The 23,847-nt window shown below is 63.9% G+C and carries 21 protein-coding genes; 7 read left to right on the top strand and 14 right to left on the bottom strand.

The window, feature by feature from the left end:
* Position 1 precedes the first annotated feature (1 nt).
* The 3 genes from A3GO_RS0112050 to A3GO_RS0112040 are packed head-to-tail and all read right to left on the bottom strand — an operon-like array spanning position 2 to position 994.
* Positions 2–370 (bottom strand): TIGR03745 family integrating conjugative element membrane protein, encoded by a 369-nt coding sequence (locus A3GO_RS0112050; protein WP_029133613.1) that lies wholly within the window; start codon positions 368–370, stop codon positions 2–4.
* Between the two features lie 22 nt (positions 371–392).
* Positions 393–632 carry a TIGR03758 family integrating conjugative element protein gene (locus A3GO_RS0112045; protein ID WP_010792128.1) on the bottom strand — a complete coding sequence of 80 codons (240 nt, stop codon included), beginning with the start codon at positions 630–632 and terminating at the stop codon, positions 393–395.
* Positions 629–994, bottom strand: coding sequence for an integrative conjugative element protein, RAQPRD family (locus A3GO_RS0112040; protein WP_029133612.1), 366 nt, complete (start codon positions 992–994; stop codon positions 629–631). The genes A3GO_RS0112045 and A3GO_RS0112040 overlap by 4 nt, the downstream gene beginning before the upstream one ends.
* A gap of 80 nt (positions 995–1,074) precedes the next feature.
* On the opposite strand from A3GO_RS0112040, the gene A3GO_RS26900 reads away from it, so the two are divergent.
* Together A3GO_RS26900 and A3GO_RS0112030 are read left to right on the top strand one after the other, a co-directional pair.
* A complete protein-coding gene (locus tag A3GO_RS26900; RefSeq protein ID WP_425540320.1) occupies positions 1,075–1,419 on the top strand; it encodes a helix-turn-helix domain-containing protein in 345 nt (114 codons plus the stop codon).
* 61 nt (positions 1,420–1,480) lie between these two features.
* A complete protein-coding gene (locus A3GO_RS0112030) occupies positions 1,481–3,100 on the top strand; it encodes a DNA cytosine methyltransferase (protein WP_029133611.1) in 1,620 nt (539 codons plus the stop codon).
* On the opposite strand, the gene A3GO_RS0112025 is transcribed toward A3GO_RS0112030, so the two are convergent.
* Positions 3,097–3,555, bottom strand: a complete 459-nt coding sequence (locus A3GO_RS0112025; protein WP_029133610.1) for a very short patch repair endonuclease — start codon at positions 3,553–3,555, stop codon at positions 3,097–3,099. The genes A3GO_RS0112030 and A3GO_RS0112025 overlap by 4 nt on opposite strands.
* A gap of 135 nt (positions 3,556–3,690) precedes the next feature.
* Here A3GO_RS0112025 and A3GO_RS0112020 point away from each other — a divergent pair, with 135 nt between their 5' ends.
* The 5 genes from A3GO_RS0112020 (at position 3,691) to A3GO_RS0112000 (ending at position 13,593) form a co-directional block, all read left to right on the top strand.
* Positions 3,691–5,169: an ATP-binding protein gene (locus tag A3GO_RS0112020; protein ID WP_029133609.1), complete on the top strand. Its 1,479-nt coding sequence runs from the start codon at positions 3,691–3,693 to the stop codon at positions 5,167–5,169.
* Positions 5,166–7,826, top strand: coding sequence for a Z1 domain-containing protein (locus A3GO_RS0112015; protein WP_029133608.1), 2,661 nt, complete (start codon positions 5,166–5,168; stop codon positions 7,824–7,826). The genes A3GO_RS0112020 and A3GO_RS0112015 overlap by 4 nt, the downstream gene beginning before the upstream one ends.
* Positions 7,819–8,784, top strand: a complete 966-nt coding sequence (locus A3GO_RS0112010) for a PD-(D/E)XK motif protein (RefSeq protein WP_029133607.1) — start codon at positions 7,819–7,821, stop codon at positions 8,782–8,784. The genes A3GO_RS0112015 and A3GO_RS0112010 overlap by 8 nt, the downstream gene beginning before the upstream one ends.
* Positions 8,784–10,856 (top strand): AIPR family protein, encoded by a 2,073-nt coding sequence (locus A3GO_RS0112005; RefSeq protein WP_029133606.1) that lies wholly within the window; start codon positions 8,784–8,786, stop codon positions 10,854–10,856. Before A3GO_RS0112010 ends, A3GO_RS0112005 begins: the two co-directional genes overlap by 1 nt.
* Positions 10,857–10,965: 109 nt before the next feature.
* On the top strand, positions 10,966–13,593 hold the full coding sequence (locus tag A3GO_RS0112000; protein WP_029133605.1) for an AAA family ATPase: 2,628 nt from the start codon (positions 10,966–10,968) through the stop codon (positions 13,591–13,593).
* 91 nt (positions 13,594–13,684) lie between these two features.
* On the opposite strand, the gene A3GO_RS0111995 is transcribed toward A3GO_RS0112000, so the two are convergent.
* From A3GO_RS0111995 to A3GO_RS0111950, 10 genes are all read right to left on the bottom strand, one after another.
* A complete protein-coding gene (locus A3GO_RS0111995; protein ID WP_029133604.1) occupies positions 13,685–14,434 on the bottom strand; it encodes a TIGR03747 family integrating conjugative element membrane protein in 750 nt (249 codons plus the stop codon).
* The gene (traD, locus tag A3GO_RS0111990) at positions 14,431–16,587 is read right to left on the bottom strand and encodes a type IV conjugative transfer system coupling protein TraD (protein ID WP_029133603.1); all 2,157 of its coding nucleotides are present in this window, start codon (positions 16,585–16,587) and stop codon (positions 14,431–14,433) included. The genes A3GO_RS0111995 and traD overlap by 4 nt, the downstream gene beginning before the upstream one ends.
* A gap of 8 nt (positions 16,588–16,595) precedes the next feature.
* Entirely contained in the window at positions 16,596–17,117 is a 522-nt protein-coding gene (locus A3GO_RS0111985; RefSeq protein WP_029133602.1) for an integrating conjugative element protein, read from the bottom strand.
* Positions 17,114–17,734: a lysozyme family protein gene (locus tag A3GO_RS0111980; protein ID WP_029133601.1), complete on the bottom strand. Its 621-nt coding sequence runs from the start codon at positions 17,732–17,734 to the stop codon at positions 17,114–17,116. Before A3GO_RS0111980 ends, A3GO_RS0111985 begins: the two co-directional genes overlap by 4 nt.
* Positions 17,719–18,438 (bottom strand): TIGR03759 family integrating conjugative element protein, encoded by a 720-nt coding sequence (locus tag A3GO_RS0111975; RefSeq protein WP_029133600.1) that lies wholly within the window; start codon positions 18,436–18,438, stop codon positions 17,719–17,721. The genes A3GO_RS0111980 and A3GO_RS0111975 overlap by 16 nt, the downstream gene beginning before the upstream one ends.
* Positions 18,439–18,524: 86 nt before the next feature.
* Positions 18,525–19,172 carry a hypothetical protein gene (locus A3GO_RS0111970; RefSeq protein WP_029133599.1) on the bottom strand — a complete coding sequence of 216 codons (648 nt, stop codon included), beginning with the start codon at positions 19,170–19,172 and terminating at the stop codon, positions 18,525–18,527.
* Positions 19,169–19,747, bottom strand: coding sequence for a PFGI-1 class ICE element type IV pilus protein PilL2 (gene pilL2 / locus A3GO_RS0111965; protein WP_029133598.1), 579 nt, complete (start codon positions 19,745–19,747; stop codon positions 19,169–19,171). Before pilL2 ends, A3GO_RS0111970 begins: the two co-directional genes overlap by 4 nt.
* Positions 19,748–19,944: 197 nt before the next feature.
* A complete protein-coding gene (locus A3GO_RS0111960; protein WP_029133597.1) occupies positions 19,945–22,218 on the bottom strand; it encodes a helicase-related protein in 2,274 nt (757 codons plus the stop codon).
* A gap of 89 nt (positions 22,219–22,307) precedes the next feature.
* A complete protein-coding gene (locus tag A3GO_RS0111955) occupies positions 22,308–22,610 on the bottom strand; it encodes a hypothetical protein (RefSeq protein ID WP_023123934.1) in 303 nt (100 codons plus the stop codon).
* 115 nt (positions 22,611–22,725) lie between these two features.
* Positions 22,726–23,835 (bottom strand): DUF6094 domain-containing protein, encoded by a 1,110-nt coding sequence (locus A3GO_RS0111950; RefSeq protein ID WP_029133596.1) that lies wholly within the window; start codon positions 23,833–23,835, stop codon positions 22,726–22,728.
* Positions 23,836–23,847: the final 12 nt, after the last annotated feature.

Raw genomic sequence — 23,847 nt, 5'->3', positions numbered from 1 at the left:
CTTACAGCACGCCGGTGGCCTTGGTGAGCAGCCAGATGCCGACCACCAGCAGGATCGCGCCCACGGCGACCGTCAGGCCGAACTGGCCCCAGGTGGCGCGGCCGGTGTGGATCTCCGAGTAGCGGGTGTAGGCGTGATAGCAGACACCGACGAACATCGAGGCGACCACGAGCAGCGCGATCAGCAGCACGATGTCGTAGCCGTAGTTCTGCAAGGTCTGCAGGATGCCGCTGCCCTGGCCGCGCGATGGGTCTTCCATGGTCGGCAGGCCCTGCGCGAAGGCCGACAGCGGCAGGCCCGCGAGCACCAGCGGCAGCAGCGGTGCGGCGATGCGGGACGGAATGCGATGGGATGTCGGTGGCGTGTTCATGGCGTATGGCCTTTCGTGACGGTCAGGAGAGGAGGAAGAAGGTCAGCACCAGGTACATCGCCACGAAGCGCACGACGACGGCGAGGAACTGACGTTCGGTGATGCGGTGCTCGGCCCAGCCGACGTAGGCGGTGCGCATGGCCCACACGCCCCACAGCAGCAACACGGCGAACACGAAGCCCAGCACCACGGCAGAGACGGCCGAAGGCGCAAAGCCGCCGTTGGCCTGGAAGGCGGCGACCTGATCGGCAGAGGGCGTCATGGCGATGGCTCCTCGTCCTCGTCGTCGGCGCGGTCACGGCGGACGTAATCGCCGACCAGCGGGACGGGATCGCGCGGCTGGGCACGCTGGGGCACGAGGTAGTCCTGCAGGCCGGCGCGAACGCGCTTCAGGTCCGCGCGCAGCCGGGCGTAGTCGAAGTGGTAGCGGGCGCGTTCCTGCGGAGCGGTATGGGCGGCGTGCTCGGCGAGGCGGTCGATCAGGTCGAGTTGGCGGGCGAGCGCGGCGAGCTGCTCACGCTCCGGGGTGTCGTCGGCGATGGCGGGTTGCATGGCCGAGAGCAACACGGCCAACAGCACGGCCAGCGAAGGCCATGCGGATGCGCGGCGGTTGGTCTGTCCCATCGTGCCATTCCCCGTTGAAGCGGATGGCCAGATGCTGTGGCGCGCTCTCGCTTTGCGCCGCAGGGAATGGGAACTACGGCATGACCGGATTTCCGGGGCGAGCTGGCGATCAACCGTCCAATGCTCCCGGGATTGTGGAGTTGGCCAGCACCTACCGCAGCTTGGTAGAATTGGCTAAACTTGGCAATCGTAATCAACGAAAGGCCAGATCGGATGGTTTCCGGATGACTGAAGTCGAGAGCGAGATCCTCACGCTTGAGGAGGTCGCGGCCTACCTCAAAGCCGGGAAACGGACGGTCTATCGCCTTGCCCAGAAAGGCGAGATTCCGGCGTTCAAGCTTGGGGGAACCTGGCGCTTTCGCCGCTCGGAGCTGGATCGGTGGATCGCCGAAAGCATCAGCAAGAAGAAGCCGGAGGCAGAGTGAGCGTGCACCAAATCAGCAACCGAATCACATTCGGGAAAGAACCAAGGGGAGGATTGCTGGCGTGCCAGTTCCCATAATTGATCTTTTTGCTGGCCCAGGAGGGCTCGGGGAAGGATTTGCTTCCCTGCAGGGCCACAAACGGCAGCCATTCTTCGAGATCGCCCTTTCCATTGAAAAGGATGCTGTCGCACATCGCACGCTGACGCTCAGGGCAGTGTTCAGGCGTTTGCGTGGCACCAAGGACGTCAAGCACTACTACAGCTACATACGAGGCGAGATCGATGAGGCCGCTTTCCGCAGGATCCCTGCCGTGGCCAGCGCCTTCGAGCATGCTGCCACCGAAGCGAGGTGCCTAGAGCTTGGCAAGTCCGACGAAGCCAGTATTGATAGGGAAATTCGCGCTGCACTGAAGGGGCAGGAAACCTGGGTGCTGATCGGCGGCCCGCCCTGCCAGGCGTATTCGCTGGCGGGGCGCTCCAGACGCGCCAACGACAAGGACTTTCACAAGGATGAAAAGCACTTCCTCTACAGGGAATACCTGAGAATCATCCAAGTGCACAAGCCCACCATCTTCGTGATGGAAAATGTCAAGGGTCTGCTTTCCTCGAAGCACTCCGGCGACCCAATGTTCGAGAAGATCATTGCGGATCTTTCGATGCCGACCGAGGGGCTCGAATATGAGATCCGATCCTTCACCAAGAAGGGCGACGGCAGTTCGCTGGAACCCACCGACTACCTTATCCATTCTGAGCGCCATGGGATCCCGCAAAGCAGGCATCGCGTGATTCTGCTCGGAGTGAGAAAGGGGCTGGACATGCCTCAACACCAGTTGCTGGCACCAGTAGCGAGGCCTGTCACGGTCAAACAGGCCATTGACGATCTTCCCCGAATCCGCAGCAAGCTGTCGCGTGGCGATTCAGTGGAGGCATGGCGCAAGGCTGTTCAGGCTGGCCCCTCTTACGTCAAGGGATGGAGGACAGAAAACGAGTCCGTCATGATCGGGACAATGCGTGCCTTTGCCGCTGCGGCAACCAGCACCACGACCGGTGGCGCCTTCATTTCACGAGGCTACAGAAGGCCGAAGAAGCCGACCGAGCTTCAGCAATGGCTTCACGACCGAAGCCTGGGTGGTGTCTGTCAGCATGAAGCGCGCGCGCACATGGCATCCGATCTTGCTCGCTATCTTTTCTCGGCCAGCTTCGCTCATTTATGGGGATATTGCCCACGGCTGGATGTGTTCCCTCCCAAGCTGCTTCCCGATCACATCAATGTGCATGTCGATCGGGAATCCGAAACGATCCCGTTCAAGGATCGGTTCCGCGTGCAGTGCAGGAACGAACCGTCCACCACGGTGGTGGCTCACATTGCCAAGGACGGGCACTACTACATCCACTACGACCCCTCCCAATGCAGAAGTCTCACGGTCAGGGAAGCAGCACGGCTCCAGACGTTTCCCGACAACTACGTCTTCGCGGGCAACCGCACTGAGCAGTACACCCAGGTAGGCAATGCGGTGCCTCCGTTGCTTGCTCACAAGCTGGCCAGGATCGTTCGTAGCCTTCTGAACGAGATGAGCAGGAGGAGGCGGAGGCAGGCTGGTGATGCCGTACAGAAGAGGCCGGCGGGAAGCGTGCCGCGAAACCTGCCAGAACAGCTTCCGGTGCTTGCCGAAGCGGGCTAGCCAATGCTCTGACCAATCACCAGGACATCCTCATCGCCATGCAGCCACTCCTCAACCGCTTGCGTAGTCTCCTCGACCGAGTGCTTCAAGGCGCACTCCCAGACGACCGCCACGCGCCAGCCGAGAGCATGGAGCATCTCCGCATGGCGCCTGTCGCGAGCGACATTTCCCTGGAATTTCTGCCGCCAGAAATCTTCATTGGTCCTGGGAGTGGTTGTGTAGCGGCAGCCTTCATGTCGGTGCCAGAAGCAGCCATGGACGAACACCACTGCTTTGCGCTTCGGGAACACAAGGTCGGGGGAGCCGGGCAGCCCCCGCACATGAAGTCGATATCGAAAACCCCTGGCGAAAAGGAGGGAGCGAAGTATCCGTTCCGGCCGGGTGTTCTTTCCGCGAATGCTCGACATCATGCGGCTGCGCTGCGGAGTGGTAGGAACGCGCATGGTCTTGAGCATCTTCCGCCTGAATGTCTGCAGAAATGGCAGCTCCGCGCTTCCGCTTGGCAATGCGAACGGATGAAGACGACACCCGAAGCAGCAATTCGGAGCTTACCATGCACGTGACTCACGAGAAGACGCAAGAGGAAGCCGATGGCTCGTGATCGCAGTCATCCGCCGAGCGCGGCCTGCCTTTCCGAATCGATGCGGGACCTTGGGTACTCGCTCGAAACTGCGATTGCCGATCTGATCGACAACAGCATTTCCGCTGGCGCGGACACCATCGACATCATTTGCGATGTGTCCGGTGAGCATCCTGTGATGGTCATCCTCGACAACGGCAGGGGGATGACGGAAGACGAGCTGCTCGATGCGATGCGTCATGGGACCGGCAACCCCAGGCAGCATCGGTCGCCGAAGGATCTTGGGCGCTTCGGCCTTGGCCTGAAGACAGCCTCGTTTTCCCAATGTCGCTCGCTGACCGTTGTGAGCACACGCGATGGAACTGTCTGCGGAGCCGAATGGAATCTGGATCGCATCGATGCTGCCGACGACTGGATTCTTTCCATCCTGGACGATGCGGACATCCATGGGCTGCCTTATGTCGAACGGCTCGGCGCCCGGGGCACGGCCGTTATCTGGCGAGAGCTCGACCGATTGATGGAGGACGAGGCCGGGGATCGTCGAGACGAGATCGTCAATGAGAAGCTTGAGGCAGTAGGCAGACATCTGTCACTTGTCTTCCACCGGTTTCTCTCGGGTGAGATCAAGGGACATGCCAGGATTTCTCTCACCGTCAATGGTCGTCCGATTACGGCATTCGATCCCTTCTGCAGGAAGAATCCTGCCACCCAGGTGCTTCCGGAGGAGATCGTCCGCATCGGCGAGGCCGAGGTGCGCCTGCAGCCTTACGTGCTTCCACACCACAGTCGTCTGTCCGCGTCCGAGTACGACTACTACCAGGATCGCAGTGACTTCATCTCCAATCAGGGGGGCTACGTCTATCGAAACGGCCGCCTGATGGCCTGGGGCGACTGGTTCAGACTCGTGCCGAAGGGCGAGGCCACCAAGTTGGCGCGGGTACAGATCGACTTTCCCAACAGCCTGGACGAAGCCTGGACCATCGACATCAAGAAATCCCGTGCCCGCCCGCCGCATGGGGTGCGGGAGCGGCTGCGTCAGATCATCAACAGGATCACTGCCCGCAGCGTAACGGTGCATAGGGGGCGTGGGCAGAAGCTCTTTCAGGAGAGCCAAGCCCCGTTCTGGGAGCGCTACGCCGATCACGGCGGCATCCGTTTCGCAATCAACGAGCAGCACCCGCTCATCGCATCCCTGGGCACAAGACTTTCGTCCGAGGATGTGGATCTGCTTCGTGTCCTGCTGGATTCGATTGCCGCCTCCCTACCGGTGGAGATGATCTATTCGGATTACTCGACCCATCCGCGCGAGATCAACCAGAGGGCGGTGGATGAAAGCCAGACTCTGGAGCGCCTGAAGAGTCTCAGGAAGGTGCTCTACGGCGACGGGCCGGGCGATCCGAATGCCTTTCTCCAGATCGTGCGCTCGACGCACCTTTTCGATGGCCAGATCGAACTGGCCGAAAAATTCATCAGCGAGACCTTTGCATGAGCCTCACAGTCATCACGGAAGAACGGAACATTGCCAACGCGCTCATCTCAGGCCTTGCCAACATGGCCGAGACGCCGACGCGCGAGCAGGTGGAGGAGAAGGCGAGACAGATCGCCGCGATCTTCGGCTATACGGGTGATCTCCGTAATATCGTCACCGAGGCGATGATCTCGGTCGACACGCGCATGGGGGCCGGTGTTTCGCTGGTGGATGTCACTGCGAAGCATGACGATCAGTGGGTCCACAAGCGTGAGGATGTCGCCTGGACGTATGCGGAATCCTATGGAAACTTTCTTCTCAAGGAAAGTTGGCCACCGCAGATGGTCCAGTCGCTGAGCGATGTGACGACCCGCATTCTCGGCCACCTGCAGGATCCGTTAAGCGAGGGCACAACCTGGAACCGTCGCGGCCTTGTCATCGGTCATGTGCAGTCGGGCAAGACGGCCAACTACACCGGCCTGATAGCACGCGCCGCCGACGCCGGCTACAAGTTCATCATCGTTGTCGCCGGCATTCACAACAATCTGCGTAAGCAGACGCAGCAGCGCATCGATGAGGCCTTCATCGGCCGGTCCAGCGATCCCGAGGATCGTCGCAACATCGGTGTCGGCCTCGCGCCGGGCTATCCGCATCCGGCTACCCTCACCAACATCAACGAGGACTTCAACAAGAACACGGCGGAAAAGAGCGGCTGGAAGATCAACGACTTCAGCAAGCCGATCATTCTGGTCATCAAGAAGAACGTCACGACGCTCACGGCTCTTCACAAGTGGCTGAAGGAGCTGAACGCCGAGGGCGATGGCCGGATTTCCGACGTGCCGATGCTGCTGATTGACGACGAGGCCGACAACGCGTCGATCAACACGAACAAGGAGGATCTGGATCCGACCCGAACGAATGCGATGATCCGGCGCATCCTCGGGCTGTTCGCGAAATCGTGCTATGTCGGCTACACGGCGACACCGTTCGCCAACATCTTCATCAACCCCGACGCCTATGGCGATGATGTGCGTGAGGAGCTGTTCCCGCGCGACTTCATCTATTGCCTGGACGCGCCAACGACGTACTTCGGTGCCGAGAAGGTGTTCCTCGACGAGGCGACCAGTCAATCGATCGTGAGGCCGATCGACGATTGCGAGAATCTCATCCCGTACGCCCACAAGCGTGACGATCCTGTCCCCGAGTTGCCCCCCAGCCTCTATCGCGCACTCGACGAATTCATCGTCGCCCGCGCCATCCGGAACCTGCGTGGGCAGACCGGCAAGCATTGCTCAATGATGGTCAATGTGTCGCGCTTCGTGCCCGTTCAGAAGGCCGTGCGTGACTTCCTGAGTCTCAGGGAGAAGAAGATCAGGGAAGCGGTTCTCGCCAACTACGCGATGCCGGAAGAGGTTTCCGCAAGAAACGCGTACATGCAGGGCCTGAAGCACGCCTTCGATGCTGAGTATGCCGATGCTGGGTTTACTTGGGCGGAGGTGAAGGCTGCCCTCAGCGGCGTCTTCGAGCACCTCCACCTCTATGTCATCAACAGCAAGAGTGACGAGGTGCTCGACTACGCCCGCTACGCGAAGGAAGGAGTCGGGTTGACCGCGGTCGCGGTCGGTGGTCTGAGCCTCTCCCGAGGCCTGACCATCGAGGGGTTGACCGTCAGCTACATGTACCGCAACACGAAGATGTACGACACCCTCATGCAGATGGGCCGCTGGTTCGGCTACCGGCCGGGCTTCGAGGACCTCTGCCGCGTCCATCTCTCACGCGATTCGATCAACTGGTACTCCCACATCGCCGATGCCGCCGAAGAGCTTGTACAGCAGGTCAAGCGCATGCGGCGCGATCGCCTTAGCCCGAAGGATTTTGGCCTGTACGTCCGCTCGCATCCGGACAGCCTGCTGATCACGGCGGCGAACAAGATGCGATCCGGCCAGGAGGTCACGGTCGAGCAGAGTTTCAGTGGGCGATTGCGGGAGAGCTACATTGTCTCCACCGACCCTGACGTGAATGCTAGGAACCTTGCGCTGATCGGCGATCACTGGCGAAGTGGATTCGGCGGGCGACCGGAGGAGTCCACCGAAAAGGGCGTCATCTTCAGGGACGTGCCCGTCGAGGTAATCGACGACTTCCTCACCCGGTTCGAATGCCACTCGACCTTTTCTGGACAGAAGTCGGACGTGGTGAGCTATCTCGAACGGATTGCGACGAAGCGCCCGCTGGCCGATGTTCTGCTGATTTCCCCTTCGGGTGGCTCAGGCGGTGAAAACCCGTTCACCCTGAGGAATCAGGTGCGCGTCGTCGGGAAGGATCAGCCGAACGGCACTTCGTGGCGCCTGAACAAGGACAGGGTTGCCTCGCGTGGCGACGAGAAGCTTGGGCTCAGCGACGCACAACGCAATGAGGCCAGGACGCTGGCAGGCGGCGAAGATGGCTCAGGAGCGGTATCCGACACACATTACCGCATGGTTCGGAACAAGCCGCTCCTCATGATTCACAGCCTGGAGCCCAAGGGCGAGGCCGTGACGGGACCGATCGCCGCCTTCGGCGTCAGTTTTCCCTACGGGGACTATTCGACGACCATCAATGTCGTCGTGAACAAGGTCTGGCTCCAGCAGATGCAGGGTTACGCCGACGATCCTGACGAGGAGGATGACTACGATGCCTGAGTCCTCCCCGTGGGATGACATCGCCGTTCCGGGAGCGGACTTCAATGTCCGCCAGGTTGCGGTGGGAACGGCCGTGCCCTGTTTCTGGGGACGCGATGCCGGTGGCGCCTGCCTGTTCATCGTGGAGCTTCATGGCGACCACGCAGCCCAGTACCGGAAGAACGCGGTCACGGTGAACGGCATCGATGTCGATCTTCGTGCCGGAGATCAGGGGCAGCAGCACTTGGTCCTCGCCCTTGAAAGGCAGGTCGACCGCGATCTCTTCGAAGGACTGTGCCGCACCCTTGCATCCTCGCTGGAGCACGCCACCGACTCGGCGAGTTCTCTCGCGGTCTCTCTGGCACACATCCGCCGTTGGAAGACCTTCCTGTCAGGCCGGAGTCAGCACCTGTCCATCGAGGAAGTCCGCGGTCTCTTCGCCGAAATCGTCTTTCTGACGGAACTGATCGATCGGCAGATGTCGAGCAGTGACGCCGTCGAAGCCTGGCTCGGTCCGGAACGATCACATCAGGATTTCATCTTTGGCAACACAGCCGTCGAGGTCAAATCGCTCTCTGGCGCAGAGCGGAGCAGCGTCCGCATTTCATCGGAAGACCAGCTCGAATCCCTGAACGATGCGCTGTTCCTGCGCGTGTACCGGCTGAGCAGTCTGGCCGACGCGGCAGGAGCTCGATCGCTCAACGAGATCGTCACTGCAGTCCAGGCACGGCTCGGCGAGGCGGACGCCGTCGAGGCCTTTGACCGGAAGCTGGTTGCGCACGGCTATGCGCCGCTCCCTGACTACGATGAGCCTCGCTTTGTCGTCAGCGACGTGCGCAGCTATCGTGTTGGTGACGGATTTCCGCGGCTGATGCGGTCGCAACTGCCGCCAGGGATTGCCAACGTGGCCTACGACATCAGGCTGGAAACGATTGCTCCGTACGAGTGTGACGAAGCAGCCATCTTCGGAGAGGATTGATGGAGCAGACCGGCGAAGAATTCTTCCATGACTTCCGACAGGAACTTTTGGCGGGCGCCGAGGCCAATGGCAGCTTCCAGCTCTCCGAATTCATGGAGGCCATCGCGAACGACCTTGTCGAGACAGGCTTCACGGAAGGGTTCGAACTCTGCCATTTCCGGGCGCAGCGTGGTATGCGCGTGGACGGCTACTGGTTCAATGACGAAGGAGTTCTGGACCTCTTCATCGCGGACTTCGACTCCCGAAACGAGCTGGCATCGCTCACCAGAACGGAAGTGGCCGCGGCATTCAAGCGTGTTGCCAACTTCTTCGAGGCCAGCGCCAACAAGGGCCTGGCCGGCGAACTGGAGGTCACATCGCCGGAGTACGGCCTTGCCAGGCAGATTGCGGATCGCAAGGACGCCATTCGGCAGGTCAACCTGGTTCTCTTCTCCGAGCGCACGCTCAGCGAGAAAATCCAGGCACTTCCCGATACGGAAGTGGCAGGTGTTCCGGTTGCTCACCACATCTGGGACATCTCACGACTTCATCGTCAGCGAAGCTCTCGCAGCCACAAGGAGCCACTCGACCTCGACTTCGAGCAGATGTTCGGCAAGGGCATCGCCTGCCTTCCCGCACACCTGGGGACCGATGCCTATCAATCCTATCTCATGGTCATGCCTGCCGAGGTGCTGGCGACCCTGTACGAAAGATTCGGAGCACGATTGCTTGAGCAGAACGTCCGTACGTTCCTGCAGGCGCGCGGCAATGTGAACCAGGGAATAAGGGCGACGATCCTGAACGAACCTGGGATGTTCTTTGCCTACAACAACGGGATCACGGCTACTGCACAGAGTGTCGAGACAGGGATGACGGATTCCGGTCTGGCGATCACGAGGGTTGTCGATCTCCAGATCGTCAATGGTGGCCAGACCACAGCATCGCTGTTCCACACACGGAAGCGGGACAAGGCCGATCTTTCCCAGATATTCGTCCAGTTGAAGCTGTCCGTCATCGACAGCCTGCAGAGCGAAACGGTCGTTCCAAGGATATCGGAGTATGCGAACACCCAGAATCGGGTGAATGCCGCCGACTTCTTCTCGAACCACCCGTTCCATGTGCGGATGGAAGGGTTTTCCCGACGGATCTGGGCACCCGCGCAGAAGGGCGCCCAGCGCGAGACGAGGTGGTTCTATGAGCGCGCACGCGGCCAGTATGCCGATGCACAGTCGAAGCTCACACCCGCGGAGCAGCGTCGCTTCAAGGCGGAGCATCCCAAGCCACAGATGTTCACGAAGACGGACCTCGCGAAGTTCGAGAATGTCTGGGATGACCACCCCAGGTGGGTGAATCTTGGCTCCCAGAAGAACTTTGCGCGCTACGCCGCCCGAATCGGCAGCGAGTGGGAGAAATCATCCGACGCGTTCAACGAGTTCTACTTCAAGAGGGCTGTCGCACGTGGTCTGATCTTCCGCGCCACGGAGCGCATCGTTTCTGCGCAGCCTTGGTACAACGGCGGGTACCGAGCAAACATCGTGGCCTACACGCTGGCGGTACTCGGTGACATCACGAAGCGCAGGAAGGAGAGCATCGACTTTCTGGGCATCTGGAACGCACAGAAGGTCGACCCAGTGCTCGAAAGTGCCATCGCTGTCGTGTCGGGGGTCGTGAACGACGACATCATCAGACCACCGCAAGGCATTTCCAACATTTCCGAGTGGTGCAAGAAGGAGGCGTGCTGGACGAGGATACAGGCTCGTACCGACGCCATTGCCAATCTTCTCCCGCCCGAGTTCTACGATCGACTTGTTCCGCAGGATGATCAGGCAGCGATCGTGAAGACTGCGAAGCAGACGCAGAGGATCGACAACGGCATCGAGGCGCAGCAAAAAGTGCTGGCTGTTCCCGCTGCGGAATGGGCTCGCATCCATCAGTCGCTGCTTGAGAAGGATCTGCTCACGCCAAAGGAAGACGGCGTGCTTAGGGTTGCCATGCAGATTCCCTCCAAGCTCCCGACAGAAAAGCAGAGTGTGGTGTTGCTGGATATTCTCGACAAGGGGCGTCTCGAAGGCGTGGTTGTGAGCGAACCCTGAGCGCCCAAGATTGGCGGTCACAAGTTCTTGAAGCGCCCCGCCGAGAAGTTCGATTCGGACACCGAGCGGCGCTTTGCCATCATCCTGGAGCGCGACGGAGGAACAAGAAATGCAGAAACCCGCCGCACCGCAAAAGACCGTCCTGGAGACGATTCTGGACTGGTCAAAGGATCGTCCACTCTGGCAGCGTGACGCCCTGCGCCGCATCATCGCAAACGGCCGTCTGACGGACGCCGATATCGGCGAACTCGTGGACCTTTGCAAACAGGGCAAAGGTCCACCCGTAGGCGCGCTGAAAGCGGTACCGCTGGAGAAGGCCCACCTTCCGGCCAACCCCGGTCAGACCGCGGCGGTATCGCTTCTGTCGATCGCCGACGTGACCGGCGTGAACAACCTTGCCGCCGGCCAGACCCTCAGCTTCGAGCCGAATGGAATCACGATCATCTACGGCGACAACGGTGCGGGCAAGTCCGGCTACGCACGGATCCTGAAGCGCGCATGTCGTGCAAGGCATGCCGGAAAAATCGAACCCAATGTGTATGCCGATCAGCCCCCGAAGCGCGTCGGCGCGAACATCGCGTACGGGGTCGGCGGTGTGCCGCAGCCGGTCGAGCAGTGGCAGAACGGCGCAAATCCGCATGCAACGCTGTCTGCAGTGAGCGTGTTCGATAGCGACTGCGCCTCCGTGCATATCCGCGAGAAGAACGAAGTTGCATTCCGGCCCTTTGGTCTGGACGTGCCGGATGAGCTTGCTGCAGCCTGTCAGGCGGTGAAGGATGCCCTCGCAGCTGAACAGAAGCAGCTTGAGAAGGCCCGCAATCCGATCTTTGCGGCGCCGACCTGGAAGGCCGCCACGGCCGTGGGGAAGGCGCTTGCCGCGCTGAACGCCAACACAGACGCAAAGAAGATCGAAGCCCTGGCGGCACTCTCGGCAGACGAAAGCGCCCGTCTTGAGCGTCTGCGGGAAGACCTGTCGAAGAATCCGACCAAGGCAGCGGCGGAACAGACCGTCAAAGCCGACAACGTCATGCGGCTGATTACCGTGGTGAACAGCGTTGCAGCCAGAACCACCGATGAGGAGCTGCTGGCAGCCGCTGCCCTCGCCAGGGACGCACGGTCGAAACGGGGTGCTGCACGTCTTGCCGCGGAGAAGGCCTTCACGGGCGAACCCCTTGCCGGGGTCGGCGGCGAGGCATGGCGGGTGCTTTGGGATTCCGCGCGGCGCTACTCGACGGAAATCGCATACCCCGGACAGCCGTTCCCGCCGTCGGCCGAAGACGCGCATTGCATGCTTTGCCAGCAGCCATTGGAAGCTGAGGCACGTGCACGGATGGCACGCTTCGAGGATTTCATCCAGAAGGACACGGAACAGCTGGCACGCGAGGCAGAGAAGGCAGCTCAGACCGCACGGCAGACCATAGCTGCCGGGGCAATCGGCACGCGGGCGGTGAAGGCCAGTCTTGACGAGCTGGGCCTCCAGAATGAGGTGCTGCAGCAGCAGACGCGCCGCTTCATCGCCGCAGCCCGGCTGCGGCGCCACGTTCTGCTCAAAGCCCTGGGCGGAAACGGCGAGGTACAGCTCCCGCCCGTTCCACTGTCGCCGCTGCCTGATCTCGGCCAGCTTCAGACCACGATCCGCAACTACGCCGCCGAGCTGCGCAAGTCCGCTGACGCGGATGAACGCAAGAAGCTCGAAGCCGATTTCGCCGAGCTGAGCGACCGGGCGCTGCTCGCCGGCATGCTGCCGGTCGTTACTGACGAAATCCAGCGGCTGAAGACAATCCAGTTTCTGACCGAGTGTGCGGGCGACACGGCGACGAACACCATCACCAAGATGGGCAACGACATTGCCGACACCGTGATTACGCCTCGGCTGCGCGACAGATTTCAGGAAGAGATTGTCAGGCTTGCGGCCTCGAAGGTTCGCGTCGAAATCGTGCGCTCCGGCGGCAAGTACGGCTCACCGCAGTATCAGGTGCGCCTCTTCGCCAAGCCGGATGCCAAGGTCCACGAAATCCTGAGCGAAGGGGAAAAGACCTGCGTGGCGCTGGCCGCCTTCATGACCGAGCTTGCCACCGCGATGCACCGCTCTGCTCTGGTCTTCGATGACCCGGTGTCCTCGTTGGACCATCGCTGGCGTGGGCAGGTGGCCAAGCGTCTCGTGGAAGAAGCGGAGAACCGCCAGGTCATCGTCTTCACGCATGATCTGGTGTTCGTGAACGATCTGAATGACCACGCGACGAAGACCGGGCGGGCAGTGCGGCTCACGACGCTCAGTCGTGGCGCCGCGGGAGCCGGTATGGTGGCCGATGGCCTGCCCTGGAAGGCCCAGAGCGTCGAAGATCGCATCGACAAACTGGAGAAGGCGGCACGTGCGGCAAAGCTGCTGCATGACAACAACCAGGAAGACGAGTACGCGGTCGAGGTGGCGAAGCTCTACAACGCGTTGCGCGCCACATGGGAGCGCGGCCTGGAGGACATCGCTTTCGTCCACGTTATTCAACGCCACAGGGACTACATCAACGCCAAGGACCTGAAGAAGGTCAGTGCGCTCACCGAGGCTGACTGCGATGCTTTCGCCGCCGGATTCAAGAAGTGCTGCGACATTGTTGACGCACACGATCCATCCAGCGGTAGGAATGCCGCGCCGCCACCACCTGCTGATCTCTTTCAGGACATTCAGGCTTTGAAGGACTGGGCCGCGTCTCTGCGAGACAGGCAGAAGAAGATTGCTTGAAACGTGTTTGTTCGCGCCAATGCTGACGTTCTTGACGAAGCAGAGAACCGAAACTATGGCATCGTTTATCTGACCTGGCGCAGGGCTGCAGCTACAGGTACTTCTTGAACGTTGCCGCCGCAATGCACACCGCCACGCCGAGCAATGCGGCGCTGGGCAGCAGGATCAGCAGCGGGTTCACGCTGACCGGCAGTGCCAGGTAAGTCACCCACGGCAGCACGGCCAGCGGGATCAGGCTGGCCCTGGCGCGGTGATAGATGAACCCCGATTCGCGTCCCGCGCCGAAGCGGCGGATGTCCCGGCGCACCAGGCCGTCCACCAGCCCGACGAAGGCAGCCATCAGGAACAGCGGCAGGGTCAGGCACAGCACCAGCAGCCGCACGAGGAAGACCAGCGTCGTGTAGGCCGCCGCGATCAGGTAGCTCTCCACGTTCACGTAGACCAAGCCGATGTAGTAGCGGAAATCCTTGGTCGGGCGATGGCTGCCGGCGCTGGCCTGCGCCGAGGCGTCGCGTATCCAGTCCAACAGACCGCTCTTCACGAACAGCCAGTCGTAACCCTGCTCGACCAGCCGGTGCGCGGTGCGCCCCGGCTCCTGCACCAGCGCGCTGCGCGTGAAGTTCTCCGAGAGCTGATCCAGCTCGTGGTGCAGCATGCCCTGCGCGTGGCGCCAACCCTGATCGGGCCAGAAGAAGTGCATGCCGACGCATTCGATCAGGATGCACAGCAGCAGCGCGCCGCACAGCACGCCGAAGAAGCGGAACGGCAGCGTGACCAGGCCGGCGATCAGGCCCTGCTGTCGTTGCTGCTGGCGCTGGGCCGCGACGGCCGGATCGCTCATGCTTCGGCCTCTTCAGCGGCGGCCATCTGCTTGAAGTCGTCCAGCAGGTCGTCGGGCAGCGCCTTGTCCTGCAGGCCGGGGATGCCTTGGGTCTCCCACCAGTCTCCTGCCTCGACGTAGTGCTGCCGCATGTAGCCGGCCAGCTCCTGCAGATCCTTCGGCATGGCTTCGTCGGGGTCGGGTGCCGGCAGCGGCATGCGGACTTTCCAGAGGTTGCCGCCCTCGATCAGCGCGAAGCATTGCCCCTTGGGCAGCGCCACCACATGCGCGGGCTCGATCAACGGCACGCTGTTGCTGCTGATGCGGTCCTGGGTGTTGGACGTGAACGCCGTGTTGCCCTGCGGATCGGAGCTGTCGGTGGCGCCGCTCATCAGTGCCGTGGCGTACACCTCGACCTTGGGAAGTTGTCGCGTCAGCAGTTCGGCGGTGGCGGTCTCGCGCACGCGCAGCATGAACAGGTTGTTGAAGTTGCCGACCACCTGGCCGGCCTTGGCACGGTTGCCGATGCGGGCCTCGATGTCGCTCAAGGTCTGCGTGTAGGCCGTCACCTGCACGCCGGCACCGCCGCCCTTGTTGACCATCGGAATGAACTCGTCGCCCATGAGTTCATTGAATTCGTCGGCGTGGACGTTGATCGGAATCTTGGCGCCCACCGCGGCGCCGGGCAGCCCGTCGTCGATGCCGAACTTGTAGATGTGGCCGGCGACCGAGACCAGATCGCTGAACATCGAGTTGCCCACCGCCGCCGCGACTTCGGCGTCGGACAGCGCATCCAGCCCCACGTAGACCACCGCGCGTTTGCGGATGACCTGCATCCAGTCGAAGATCGGCCGCGGGTCGGACAGGTCGGAATAGTTCGGTGCGAGCAGTTGCGCGATCTTGCCGGTGGTGAGCTTCTCCAGCAGCGGCAGCAGCGAAGCGACGATCTTGTCGAAGTAGGTCCGGTCGTAGCGCACGGCGCTGCGCAGGCCGTCGAGCACCGGGTCATAGATGCGCACCTGCGACAGGTACTGTTCGAGGGCTACCACGCGCTTCTCGCGCCCGATCATGTTGCGCGGGATGTTCTTGTCGTTCAGCTTCGCTTCGAGCTGGACGATGACCTCCCAGGCCTTCGGCTCGTTTTTGGCGAAGTAGTGCTGGGCGTACTCGATGAACAGCGCGTCGATGTTGATGACGTGGCGCTGGATCAGCAGGTAGTCCGGCCGCTGCCCCAGCTCGACCAGGGCGCGCGCGATGATGTTGACGAAGCGCCAGGCGAATTCGCGGAACGCGGCGCTGTTGCCTTCGCCCGAGAGCTGTCCGGCGATGCGCGTGGCCACCTCGGAGATCCGCCCGAACCGGCCCACCGCGTTGTAGCGCGCCGAGATGTCCGGCCAGCCCAGATGGAAGACGTAGAACTCGCCTTCGCGCCCGGCGCGCTTGGCCTCGACGTACATGCGCTTCAACAGGTCCGCATCGCCCTTGGGGTCGAAGACGATCACCACCTCGTGCTCGCCGCGGACCTTGCGGCGGATGTCCTGGGTGATGAACAGCTCGGCCAGCCGCGTCTTGCCCACGCGCGTGGTGCCCAGCACCAGGGTGTGGCCGACACGCTCGCCCAGCGGCAGAGTGACGTCGACCTCGTGCGGCTCGATGCCATGCAGGCGCGGCAGTCCGCCGACCGGCGGCAGCGGCCGCGCCGGGTTGAGCGGGCTGTCCCAGGCCAGCGCGCGCGCCAGCGTCGAGACGGGAAACGGCGCGAACTCAAGCCGCTCCTCCAGCCGCCGGGCGGCCCGGTAGATCGCCGTCGGCTCGACGTAACGGCGGAACTCCGGCCGGTAGGTCTGCATCAGCCGGTGCGTGTGCCGCTGCTCCCAGCGAAAGCCCCGGCCGACGAACAGCCGTTGCTGACTCACCGGCACGTCGCGGCTGGTCATCACGTAACGCGGCAGGCGGCGGATGTTGCGGCGATAGCGCAGGATCGCCCAGGCATCGCGCAGGCGAATCGCGCCGAAGGTCAGGAAAGCCAGCGCCGAGCCCAGGCCGAGCAGCGGGTTCAGCGCGAGCGACCACGGTGCCACCAGGCACAGAATCGCGGCGCCGGTGCAGACCGCCACGGTGTAAAGCTCCACCGCTGGCCGCAGCAGAACCTCGACCGCGTGCGGTTGGGCCATTTGCGCACCTACTGCTCGACGCCGGTGGACGTGATGAGCACCGGGTAGTGGCGCAGGCCCAGGCGCTGGGCCAGGTCGTCGCCGGAGGCCGGCGAGAGGGTCAGACCGGGAGCCAGCCTGCGCAGCGCCGTCAGCGCGGCCATCGACTCCACGTTGACCACCAGGCCCACGGCCTGCAGCTCTCGCAGCTCCGCCTGCCGCTGCCGCAGCCAGGCACGCGACCGCTCGTCATCGCCGATCAGGAACAGCGCCGTCAGGCCCGGCGCCCGGATGACGCGGCGCTGCACCTCGCCCGGCGACAGTTGCGTCGAGCGCACCGGCAGCATGGCGGCTTCGGCGTCGGCCGCGTTGCCCACGCGAGGGGCCGGCGGTGTGGCCTGATCCAGCTGAGGATTCAGCGACTGGTAGTACGGCGGCGCGGAGTCGCCGCCACGGTCTTCGACGACGATCAGCGGTGCGGAGGTGGTCTGCGCGAAGACGGCGGTCGTGGACAGCAGCCCGATGGCGGCGATGAGGACGATGTGGTTCATGGCGTGGTGGCCTGAAGGGTTGAAACGGGAACGCCGGGGTCGAGCACGCGGATCAGGTGCCGATGCACACTGCGCCGGTAGCGCGCCGCGGGTGCCCCGCCGGCGGGCCGGTGGTAGCGGCCGATGGCAAGGAGCCAGTCCTCGCCCGGCGTGTGCTGTTCGCGCAGGATTTCCGCGGCGATGGCGAGGTTGCGGTACGGGTCCAGCAGCTCGCAGGGCTGCGTGTAGCGATGCGCGTGGTAGCCGAGATTGACCTGGCCGAGGCCGGCGTCGATGCGATTGGCCGGCGTGTGGGCGAGCGCACGGTGCAGCCCCGCGCAGGCCTCGGCGCGGGTGGCGTAGCGCTGTGGCGAGCCGGCGACGTTGAGCGTCCACGGCCAGGGGATCAGGCGCCCGCGCAGCATGGCGCCGCTCTCCTGCAAGGCCACCGCGTACAGCACCGCCGCCGGCACGTCTGCACGATGCGCCGCCAGTTGATAGGCCGGCGGCGGCACTTCCCGCGCCAGGGCGGCCAGTGCCCAGCCGCCGGTGGTGAGCAGCAGCACGGCGCTGGCGCAGCGGATGGCGACGCGGGACGGCCGACGCTCCCGGCCCGGAGCACCTATTGCCGCTGCCATTGGCCGTTCACCTCGCGCACCACGGCCGGCAGATCGCCGGGCAGGCCGAGCGACAGCCAGCGCCCGGCATCGTGGTTGAGCGTGATGGTGCGGGCGCGCACCCTGGCCGGGTCGATGCCCGCCCGGGTGGCCCACTGCCGGATGCGCGCGTCGTCCTGACGGCTGCCGACCATGTAGAGATCGAAGGCCGTGCCGGCCGCCTGCAACTGCTGCACGCGCTGCGCGCACGGTGCGCAGTCGGCCTTGACGAAGACCGCCAGGCGCCCGGAGCCGGTGTTGCCGGCACCCGGCGCCTTGGCACCGGGCAGGCTCACGCGCGGCTGGCCGGGAAACAGGCGCTGCCACGCCGCGTCGTAGGCCCGCTGGTAAGCCAGCGTCTTGCCGACGCGCCGGGCCTCGGCCTGCACTTGCAACTCCGCGTAGCGCCTGCGCTCCTCCTCGCTGCGGGCCTCGATGCCCAGCGCCGTGAGCGGATCGAGCTGGGGCGAATAGACCCCGAGCGGCCCCTGCATCAGTTGCCGGTAACGTGCCCACTCCTCGGGCTGAAGCCCCCACTCCCGCGCCTGCCTCTCGTCGAGCGCGGCATCAGTGCCCGGCTGCACCTGGGCGGGCACCATGCGCGAGTTCGTCACCGGGGCCGGTTGGGCGGATGCGCCGAAAGTGGCGAACAGAACGACGGTAGCGAGCAACGGCCGCAGGTTCATGGTCAGCCTCCGCCGAGCCGCCTCAAGGAGGCTGAAGCCCCCTCGGGGGGCTGCGAACGAAGTGAGCGTGGGGGTCATGGCACCTCCTACGGCACCGCGACGCGCTGCGTCTGGCCGTTCACCTGGAACACGCCCGCCTGCGCCTCGATCGACTGCAGTTGCCAGCCGCCCTCGGCATCGCCCTCGCGCAGCAGCCGGGCGCCCGCGAGCGAGGGCGCGGCGGTGGAGGTGATCGACAGAAAGCGCTCGCCTCCCCGCAGCTCCACGCCGAGCACCCGGAACGGCGGCTCCGGCACCTTGGGCTTCGTCACAACCGGCGCGCGCGGGCGAGCGGCGGATGCCACCTGCCGGGTCTTCTCCAGGCGAGTCTCGATTCCGTTCACGCGCGTCTGTAGCGTCTGCAGGTCGATGGCCAAGGCCCTCGCCTCGTCGGCCTCTTCGAGGCGCATCATCCGTTCGTCCAGCGCCTGCCGCGCGGTGGCGAATTCGGCCTGGCTGATCGGCGCCGGCCGCCGCTTGTCCGCATCGGCCTGTTGTTCGAGATCGGCCATGCGCAAGCCCAGCGCCTTGAACTGCGCATCCTGTGCGCTGCTCTGGGTCTGCTCGGCGAGCCGCGACAGGCCGACGCTGTTGATGAGTGCCACGGCACTGATGAGCAGCAGCCAGAAGGCCGCGGCGATCTTGAGCCAGCGCGTGCGGGAATTGCGCTCGGATGGCGCTTGGGGAAAGGTCATGGCTGCATCTCCTCGGGCCGGTCGGCGTCCGGCACGGGCGGGGCGGCGCCGGGCGGGTTGGCGGAAAGGAAGGTGGGAGCACCGTGCCGGCTGAAGCAGACCTGGCGGCTCAAGTCATCGACCGACAGCTCCCAGGCCGGGCCGGCAAGGGTCAGCAAGGCATCGCGCAGCATCAGCGGGCCCAGGCGCAGGCGTGCGGCAGGCAGCGGCAGCGCGTAGAGCGTGGCGGCTTCGGCCGCATCGCAAAGCCGGTAGCCGGAGCGCAGGAGCACATGGCGCATGGCATCGCCCACGCTGGCATCGAGCGTGGGCGGAATAGACACCTCCACCGCCTGCTGCAAGAGATCACGCTGCGCAGGTTCCGGCACCAGCTCGATCAGGGTGTAGCGGCCATAGCGGGCCACCGGAACGAAACCCGGCTCCGGCGCGACGGCGGTTGGCGATGCGGCCGGCACCGCTGGCACAGACGGCGTGGCGGTCGTGGCGGTCGTGGCGCAGCCGGCGGCCAACAGGCTACCGGCCAGCAAGCCAGCGGCGAGGGCCAGGCGGTGAACAGCGCAGATGGATGGTTGCATGGAGGGCGCTTCCCTGGAACACGGAGCCCTCACCATCGCCGCCGCTTGGCCTGCGGGCAGCAAACAAAACGCACTGACGCCCGCCCGAATACATGGCGGGCGGCGCCATGGACTGTCATACGCCCAAGAAAAACGGCCCCGAAGGGCCGTGGAAAGTAGCCGGCGACCCCGAGGGGCCGCCGGCATGAGCACATGGATCAGACCGTGACAAGCTGCCGTGCCAGTGCCACCTCCACCGAGTCGCCGTCCTGGTTCAGGACATCGAGTCCGGACTCGGGCACGTCGCCCGACGTGCTCTGCGACACCATGATCTTCCGGGCCATCAACCCCAGGCAGGTCATCTGCGAGGAGTTGGCGTAGCCGAGGTAGATCACGCGCACCGGCTGCTTCTGGCCGATGCGCCATGAGCGCCGGGCGGCCTGCTGCAACGAATACACGTTGTAGCCGGACTGGAGGAACACGATGGTCGGGAACTCCAGCAAGTCCAGGCCGGTTTTCACCAGCTCGGGATTGGTGATGAGCACGTCGATGCCGCGGTCCAACTGCTCGGCGATCCAGTCCTCGCGGCGGGAGGCATCCACGCTCGCGCGCAGTACCGCCACCTTGAAGCCTTCCTGCTCCAGCAGCACCTTCAAACGCGACGTGGTGTCGCGCGTGCCGGTGTAGACCGAATAGACCAGGGTCTTGCGCCCTTCTGCCTTCTCCTGCTTGCAGATCTCGATCAGCTCGCGTTCCTTGGGCATCACCTCCAGCTCGTTGAACTGAGCCGGAACGAACGCCAAGGTATTGCGCGTGCGCGGATGCACCACGGTTTCCGACCGGAAGCAGCAGTCCGGCCAGGCCAGCAGCACGTTGAGGACCACACCGAGCAGCGTCGTGTCGCGCTTCGCCAGGGCCTGCTTCAGCTCCTGGGTCAGCCGACCCGCCAGATCGCGGTAGGCCGCGGCTTGCGCCGTGTCCATCGCGACTTCGCGGAACTCCTCGTCGTAGGGCGGCAGCACGTTGCCACCGATGTCCTTCAGCTTGAGGAAGACCGTGAACGGCAGGACGCAACGCAGCACGCCCTTGGGACCGAACCCCGGCGCCTTGACCGTGCGCACCGATACCTTGGTGCCCTTGGCCGTCTTGTGCGCCGTGCCCGTGCTCTCGGAATAGATGTCCTTGAGCACGCCGTGATCGCGCATGAACGCCATCGCGGCCGAGGTCATGCTGCCGCTCTTCGTCGGCCGGTAGCCGTCTTCGATCATCCGCCCCGGCAGGGCTCGGAACAGCAGGTGGAACAGGTCGTCGCCGTAGCCGCCCATCAGTGTGCCGGTGAGCAGCAGCGTCTTGCGCGCCTTGGCCGCCAACACCCCCATGGCCTGGCCCTGTGCGGAGCCGCCGTTCTTGTACTCGTGTGCCTCGTCGGCGATGAGCAGGTCGAACGTGCCTTGGGGAAGCTGCCTCTTGATGAACTCGGACGGCTGGTAGCCGCCCTCGCCGAAGCCGAACTCCATGTTGGCCATCGCACGTTCCATCCGATGGGCTTGCCGGTCCGAGAAGACCAGCTCGCCGTTGCCATCCATCAGGTTGATGAACTCGTGGATGTTGTCCCCGAGCATCGACGCGAGGAAGGCGTCGCCGAACTTCTGCATCAGCTTCTGCGCGGTGACTTCCCCGATGGTTGGAATACGCTTCAGTGCCTTGAGCACGGTCGAGGACTGGTCGCTGGCGGACAGGCCTCTCGGACGGATCAACGACCACAGCGGTGCACGGCAGTGGCTGCACTTGCGGCGGGACTCCTCGGCTTCGAGTTCGACCGGGTTGATCGGCTCGCCGTCGAGGTCGGTGATGACATGCCCGCAATCCGGGCAGGCCCCCACGTCACCGTGAGGCGTGCGCCGGCGAACGAAGACAGGCTTCCGGTGGAACCCCATCCGCATCCGCACGCGGCCCAGGACGAAGAACTCCTGGCCCTGCGCCGGCACGCCCAACTGCTCGCGCAGTTTCAGCAGCTTGACCAGCGTGTCCGGGCCATTGAGCACCCAGACCTTGGCACCGGCCACCGTCTCCTGGATTTCGCGCCGCCACTTGTAGACCAGGTGCGGCGGAGACAGAACCAAGGTACGGCGGTAGCCTTCGGCATTGAGCACGGCGGCGGTGGCAATACCCACCGTCGTCTTGCCGCAGCCCATCTCGCCATTGACGATCGCGGCGCGTTCGCCACGATCGACCAACAGCTCGGTGACGGCATGGACCACATCGGCTTGCGCCGGGAACAGCTTGCGCTTGAGCGTGGCGAGGATCAGTTGCCGATGCACCCGCACCTGGCCGGTGTAGACCGGAGGATTGGCGCGGTTGAGTGAGTCGAGCAGCTCGTCGCCGAACTCCGATACGAAGTCCTGCAGGCTGAGCGTGAGGGGTGAAGCGGCCGCTTCGAGCAGGTCGCCCTGCACAGCGGTTTCGGGAACAGTTTCAAGATCGAGGGACATGGTGATGCTCCAATGAAGATGGGGCATGCACCGACCCCTGCGGGGCGATGGCATGCCCCAGGGGTGGGAAGAGAACGGTCAGATGACGATCAGTACTCGGATGGCAGCAACAGCGTGGTGACGCTGCGGTCCCACTCGGTGATGATCCAGAGATTCAAGGTCGGCGTGACCTGGTAGGACGAGAACAGACGATCTCCGGACTTCAACGCGGCATCGTTGGAACGCCGGTCGCAGTCGTCGAGATCGCCCCAGTCACCACGAAGGTGGCGACGCAGATAAGGCACCGGATTGAACTGGCCCTGGTGGACCAGATCGTTGATACCGGCGGTCATGACCACTTGCCCGGATGGGAACCGTGGTTGCGACACGAGGTTGAGAACAGCGAGTGCCATGGTGATTTCTCCTTCAGGAAAAAGAGGCCACGGCGCCCCATCGGGGCGACATGACCCCGGTGGGTGGACAAAGAAGGCGGCGAAGCACTGGCGGCTTGCCGTCGAGGAACGACGATCAGCGAATGGTCAGCACCTCGCCCCGCGTGGCGGAGCCCGGCGTCATGTCCCAGGCGCGGATGACCGGCACGAACTTGTCGGTGAGGATGCGCGTCTCGGCCACGGAGCCGTCGTCGCGTTCGGTGCATTCCGTCTGGAGGGTCTTCTCCTTGTGGGTATCACCTTTGACGACGAGCACGCGCCCGCTCTTGGACTTGACTACGCCGGAGATCGCGCCTGCGGCCAGAGCCAGGGCGAGATGCCAGTGCGACAAGGCCCGCGCGGGCGGACGCAGCGATTGCTGCGCGGCGCCCAGGTGGGTATCGAGCGCCGGCCAGAGTCCTTGCAGCCGGCCGACTTCATCGGCGAACTGCTCGGGCTCCATCGTCACGCGATAGAAGTGCTCCGGCTCGGCCGGGCTGGCAGGGACGGTGTACGGCAGGAACGGCCATTCGAGCGGCAGTTCCTCGGCTTCGGCGTCACCCTGTCCGATCTGCAGCAACAGACCGCGCACGGCTTTGACCGACTCCGACGCCTGGTCGCGTTGACGAATCCTGCGACCGAAGATCACCACCTGCTTGAACTGCGTTTCCACCGCACGGTAGATGCGCAGGTCGGCGAAGTGGCGCGTCAGCCATCCGACCAGCTCGGCGTCGAGCACGTAGGACGGCACGATGAAGACCAGCACGCCACCGTACTGCAGCAGCGGCAGCGCGCGCTGATAGAACAGCTTTTCCAGCCGCGCACGGCCCTGGCCCTGATAGCCGATGTTGCCGTTCACGTCCTTGCTCAGGTCGCCATACGGCGGGTTCAGCCACAGCAGCCCGAAGGACTGGCGCGAGATCAGCGTATCCATCAGGTCACCGTGGATGCAGCGATCGACCAGTTGCCGTGCGTGGCGGGCACGCTCGGCGTCGTACTCGACGGCGAAGACCTGGACCTGCTCGCGCCCGAGGGCGTGAGCGGCTTCGGCGATCGCCACGCCTTCGCCGGCGCAGGGATCGAGGATGGACATGGAGCCGGGAGACGGCGCCAATGCGGACAAGGCCCGCTCCAGCGTCGGCTCGTCGGTGGGGAAGTAGCCGTTACGGATGAAATTGCGCGCCAGGCGCGGAAACATGAGTGCCATGGATTTCTCCTG

The sequence above is a fragment of the Sedimenticola selenatireducens DSM 17993 genome, assembly GCF_000428045.1.
In the GTDB taxonomy this organism is placed as follows: Bacteria; Pseudomonadota; Gammaproteobacteria; order Chromatiales; family Chromatiaceae; genus Sedimenticola; species Sedimenticola selenatireducens.
Note: the sequence above shows the minus strand (reverse complement) of the source record. Positions and strands in the feature narration are given on the sequence as shown.

Excerpts from the sequence above, each read along its gene's own strand:
- A3GO_RS0112050 (WP_029133613.1), bottom strand. The coding sequence starts at position 370 with ATGAACACGCCACCGACATCCCATCGCATTCCGTCCCGCATCGCCGCA.
- A3GO_RS0112045 (WP_010792128.1), bottom strand. The coding sequence starts at position 632 with ATGACGCCCTCTGCCGATCAGGTCGCCGCCTTCCAGGCCAACGGCGGC.
- A3GO_RS0112040 (WP_029133612.1), bottom strand. The coding sequence starts at position 994 with ATGGGACAGACCAACCGCCGCGCATCCGCATGGCCTTCGCTGGCCGTG.
- A3GO_RS26900 (WP_425540320.1), top strand. The coding sequence starts at position 1,075 with ATGACCGGATTTCCGGGGCGAGCTGGCGATCAACCGTCCAATGCTCCC.
- A3GO_RS0112025 (WP_029133610.1), bottom strand. The coding sequence starts at position 3,555 with ATGCTCAAGACCATGCGCGTTCCTACCACTCCGCAGCGCAGCCGCATG.
- A3GO_RS0112020 (WP_029133609.1), top strand. The coding sequence starts at position 3,691 with ATGGCTCGTGATCGCAGTCATCCGCCGAGCGCGGCCTGCCTTTCCGAA.
- A3GO_RS0112015 (WP_029133608.1), top strand. The coding sequence starts at position 5,166 with ATGAGCCTCACAGTCATCACGGAAGAACGGAACATTGCCAACGCGCTC.
- A3GO_RS0112010 (WP_029133607.1), top strand. The coding sequence starts at position 7,819 with ATGCCTGAGTCCTCCCCGTGGGATGACATCGCCGTTCCGGGAGCGGAC.
- A3GO_RS0112005 (WP_029133606.1), top strand. The coding sequence starts at position 8,784 with ATGGAGCAGACCGGCGAAGAATTCTTCCATGACTTCCGACAGGAACTT.
- A3GO_RS0112000 (WP_029133605.1), top strand. The coding sequence starts at position 10,966 with ATGCAGAAACCCGCCGCACCGCAAAAGACCGTCCTGGAGACGATTCTG.
- A3GO_RS0111995 (WP_029133604.1), bottom strand. The coding sequence starts at position 14,434 with ATGAGCGATCCGGCCGTCGCGGCCCAGCGCCAGCAGCAACGACAGCAG.
- traD (WP_029133603.1), bottom strand. The coding sequence starts at position 16,587 with ATGGCCCAACCGCACGCGGTCGAGGTTCTGCTGCGGCCAGCGGTGGAG.
- A3GO_RS0111985 (WP_029133602.1), bottom strand. The coding sequence starts at position 17,117 with ATGAACCACATCGTCCTCATCGCCGCCATCGGGCTGCTGTCCACGACC.
- A3GO_RS0111980 (WP_029133601.1), bottom strand. The coding sequence starts at position 17,734 with ATGGCAGCGGCAATAGGTGCTCCGGGCCGGGAGCGTCGGCCGTCCCGC.
- A3GO_RS0111975 (WP_029133600.1), bottom strand. The coding sequence starts at position 18,438 with ATGAACCTGCGGCCGTTGCTCGCTACCGTCGTTCTGTTCGCCACTTTC.
- A3GO_RS0111970 (WP_029133599.1), bottom strand. The coding sequence starts at position 19,172 with ATGACCTTTCCCCAAGCGCCATCCGAGCGCAATTCCCGCACGCGCTGG.
- pilL2 (WP_029133598.1), bottom strand. The coding sequence starts at position 19,747 with ATGCAACCATCCATCTGCGCTGTTCACCGCCTGGCCCTCGCCGCTGGC.
- A3GO_RS0111960 (WP_029133597.1), bottom strand. The coding sequence starts at position 22,218 with ATGTCCCTCGATCTTGAAACTGTTCCCGAAACCGCTGTGCAGGGCGAC.
- A3GO_RS0111955 (WP_023123934.1), bottom strand. The coding sequence starts at position 22,610 with ATGGCACTCGCTGTTCTCAACCTCGTGTCGCAACCACGGTTCCCATCC.
- A3GO_RS0111950 (WP_029133596.1), bottom strand. The coding sequence starts at position 23,835 with ATGGCACTCATGTTTCCGCGCCTGGCGCGCAATTTCATCCGTAACGGC.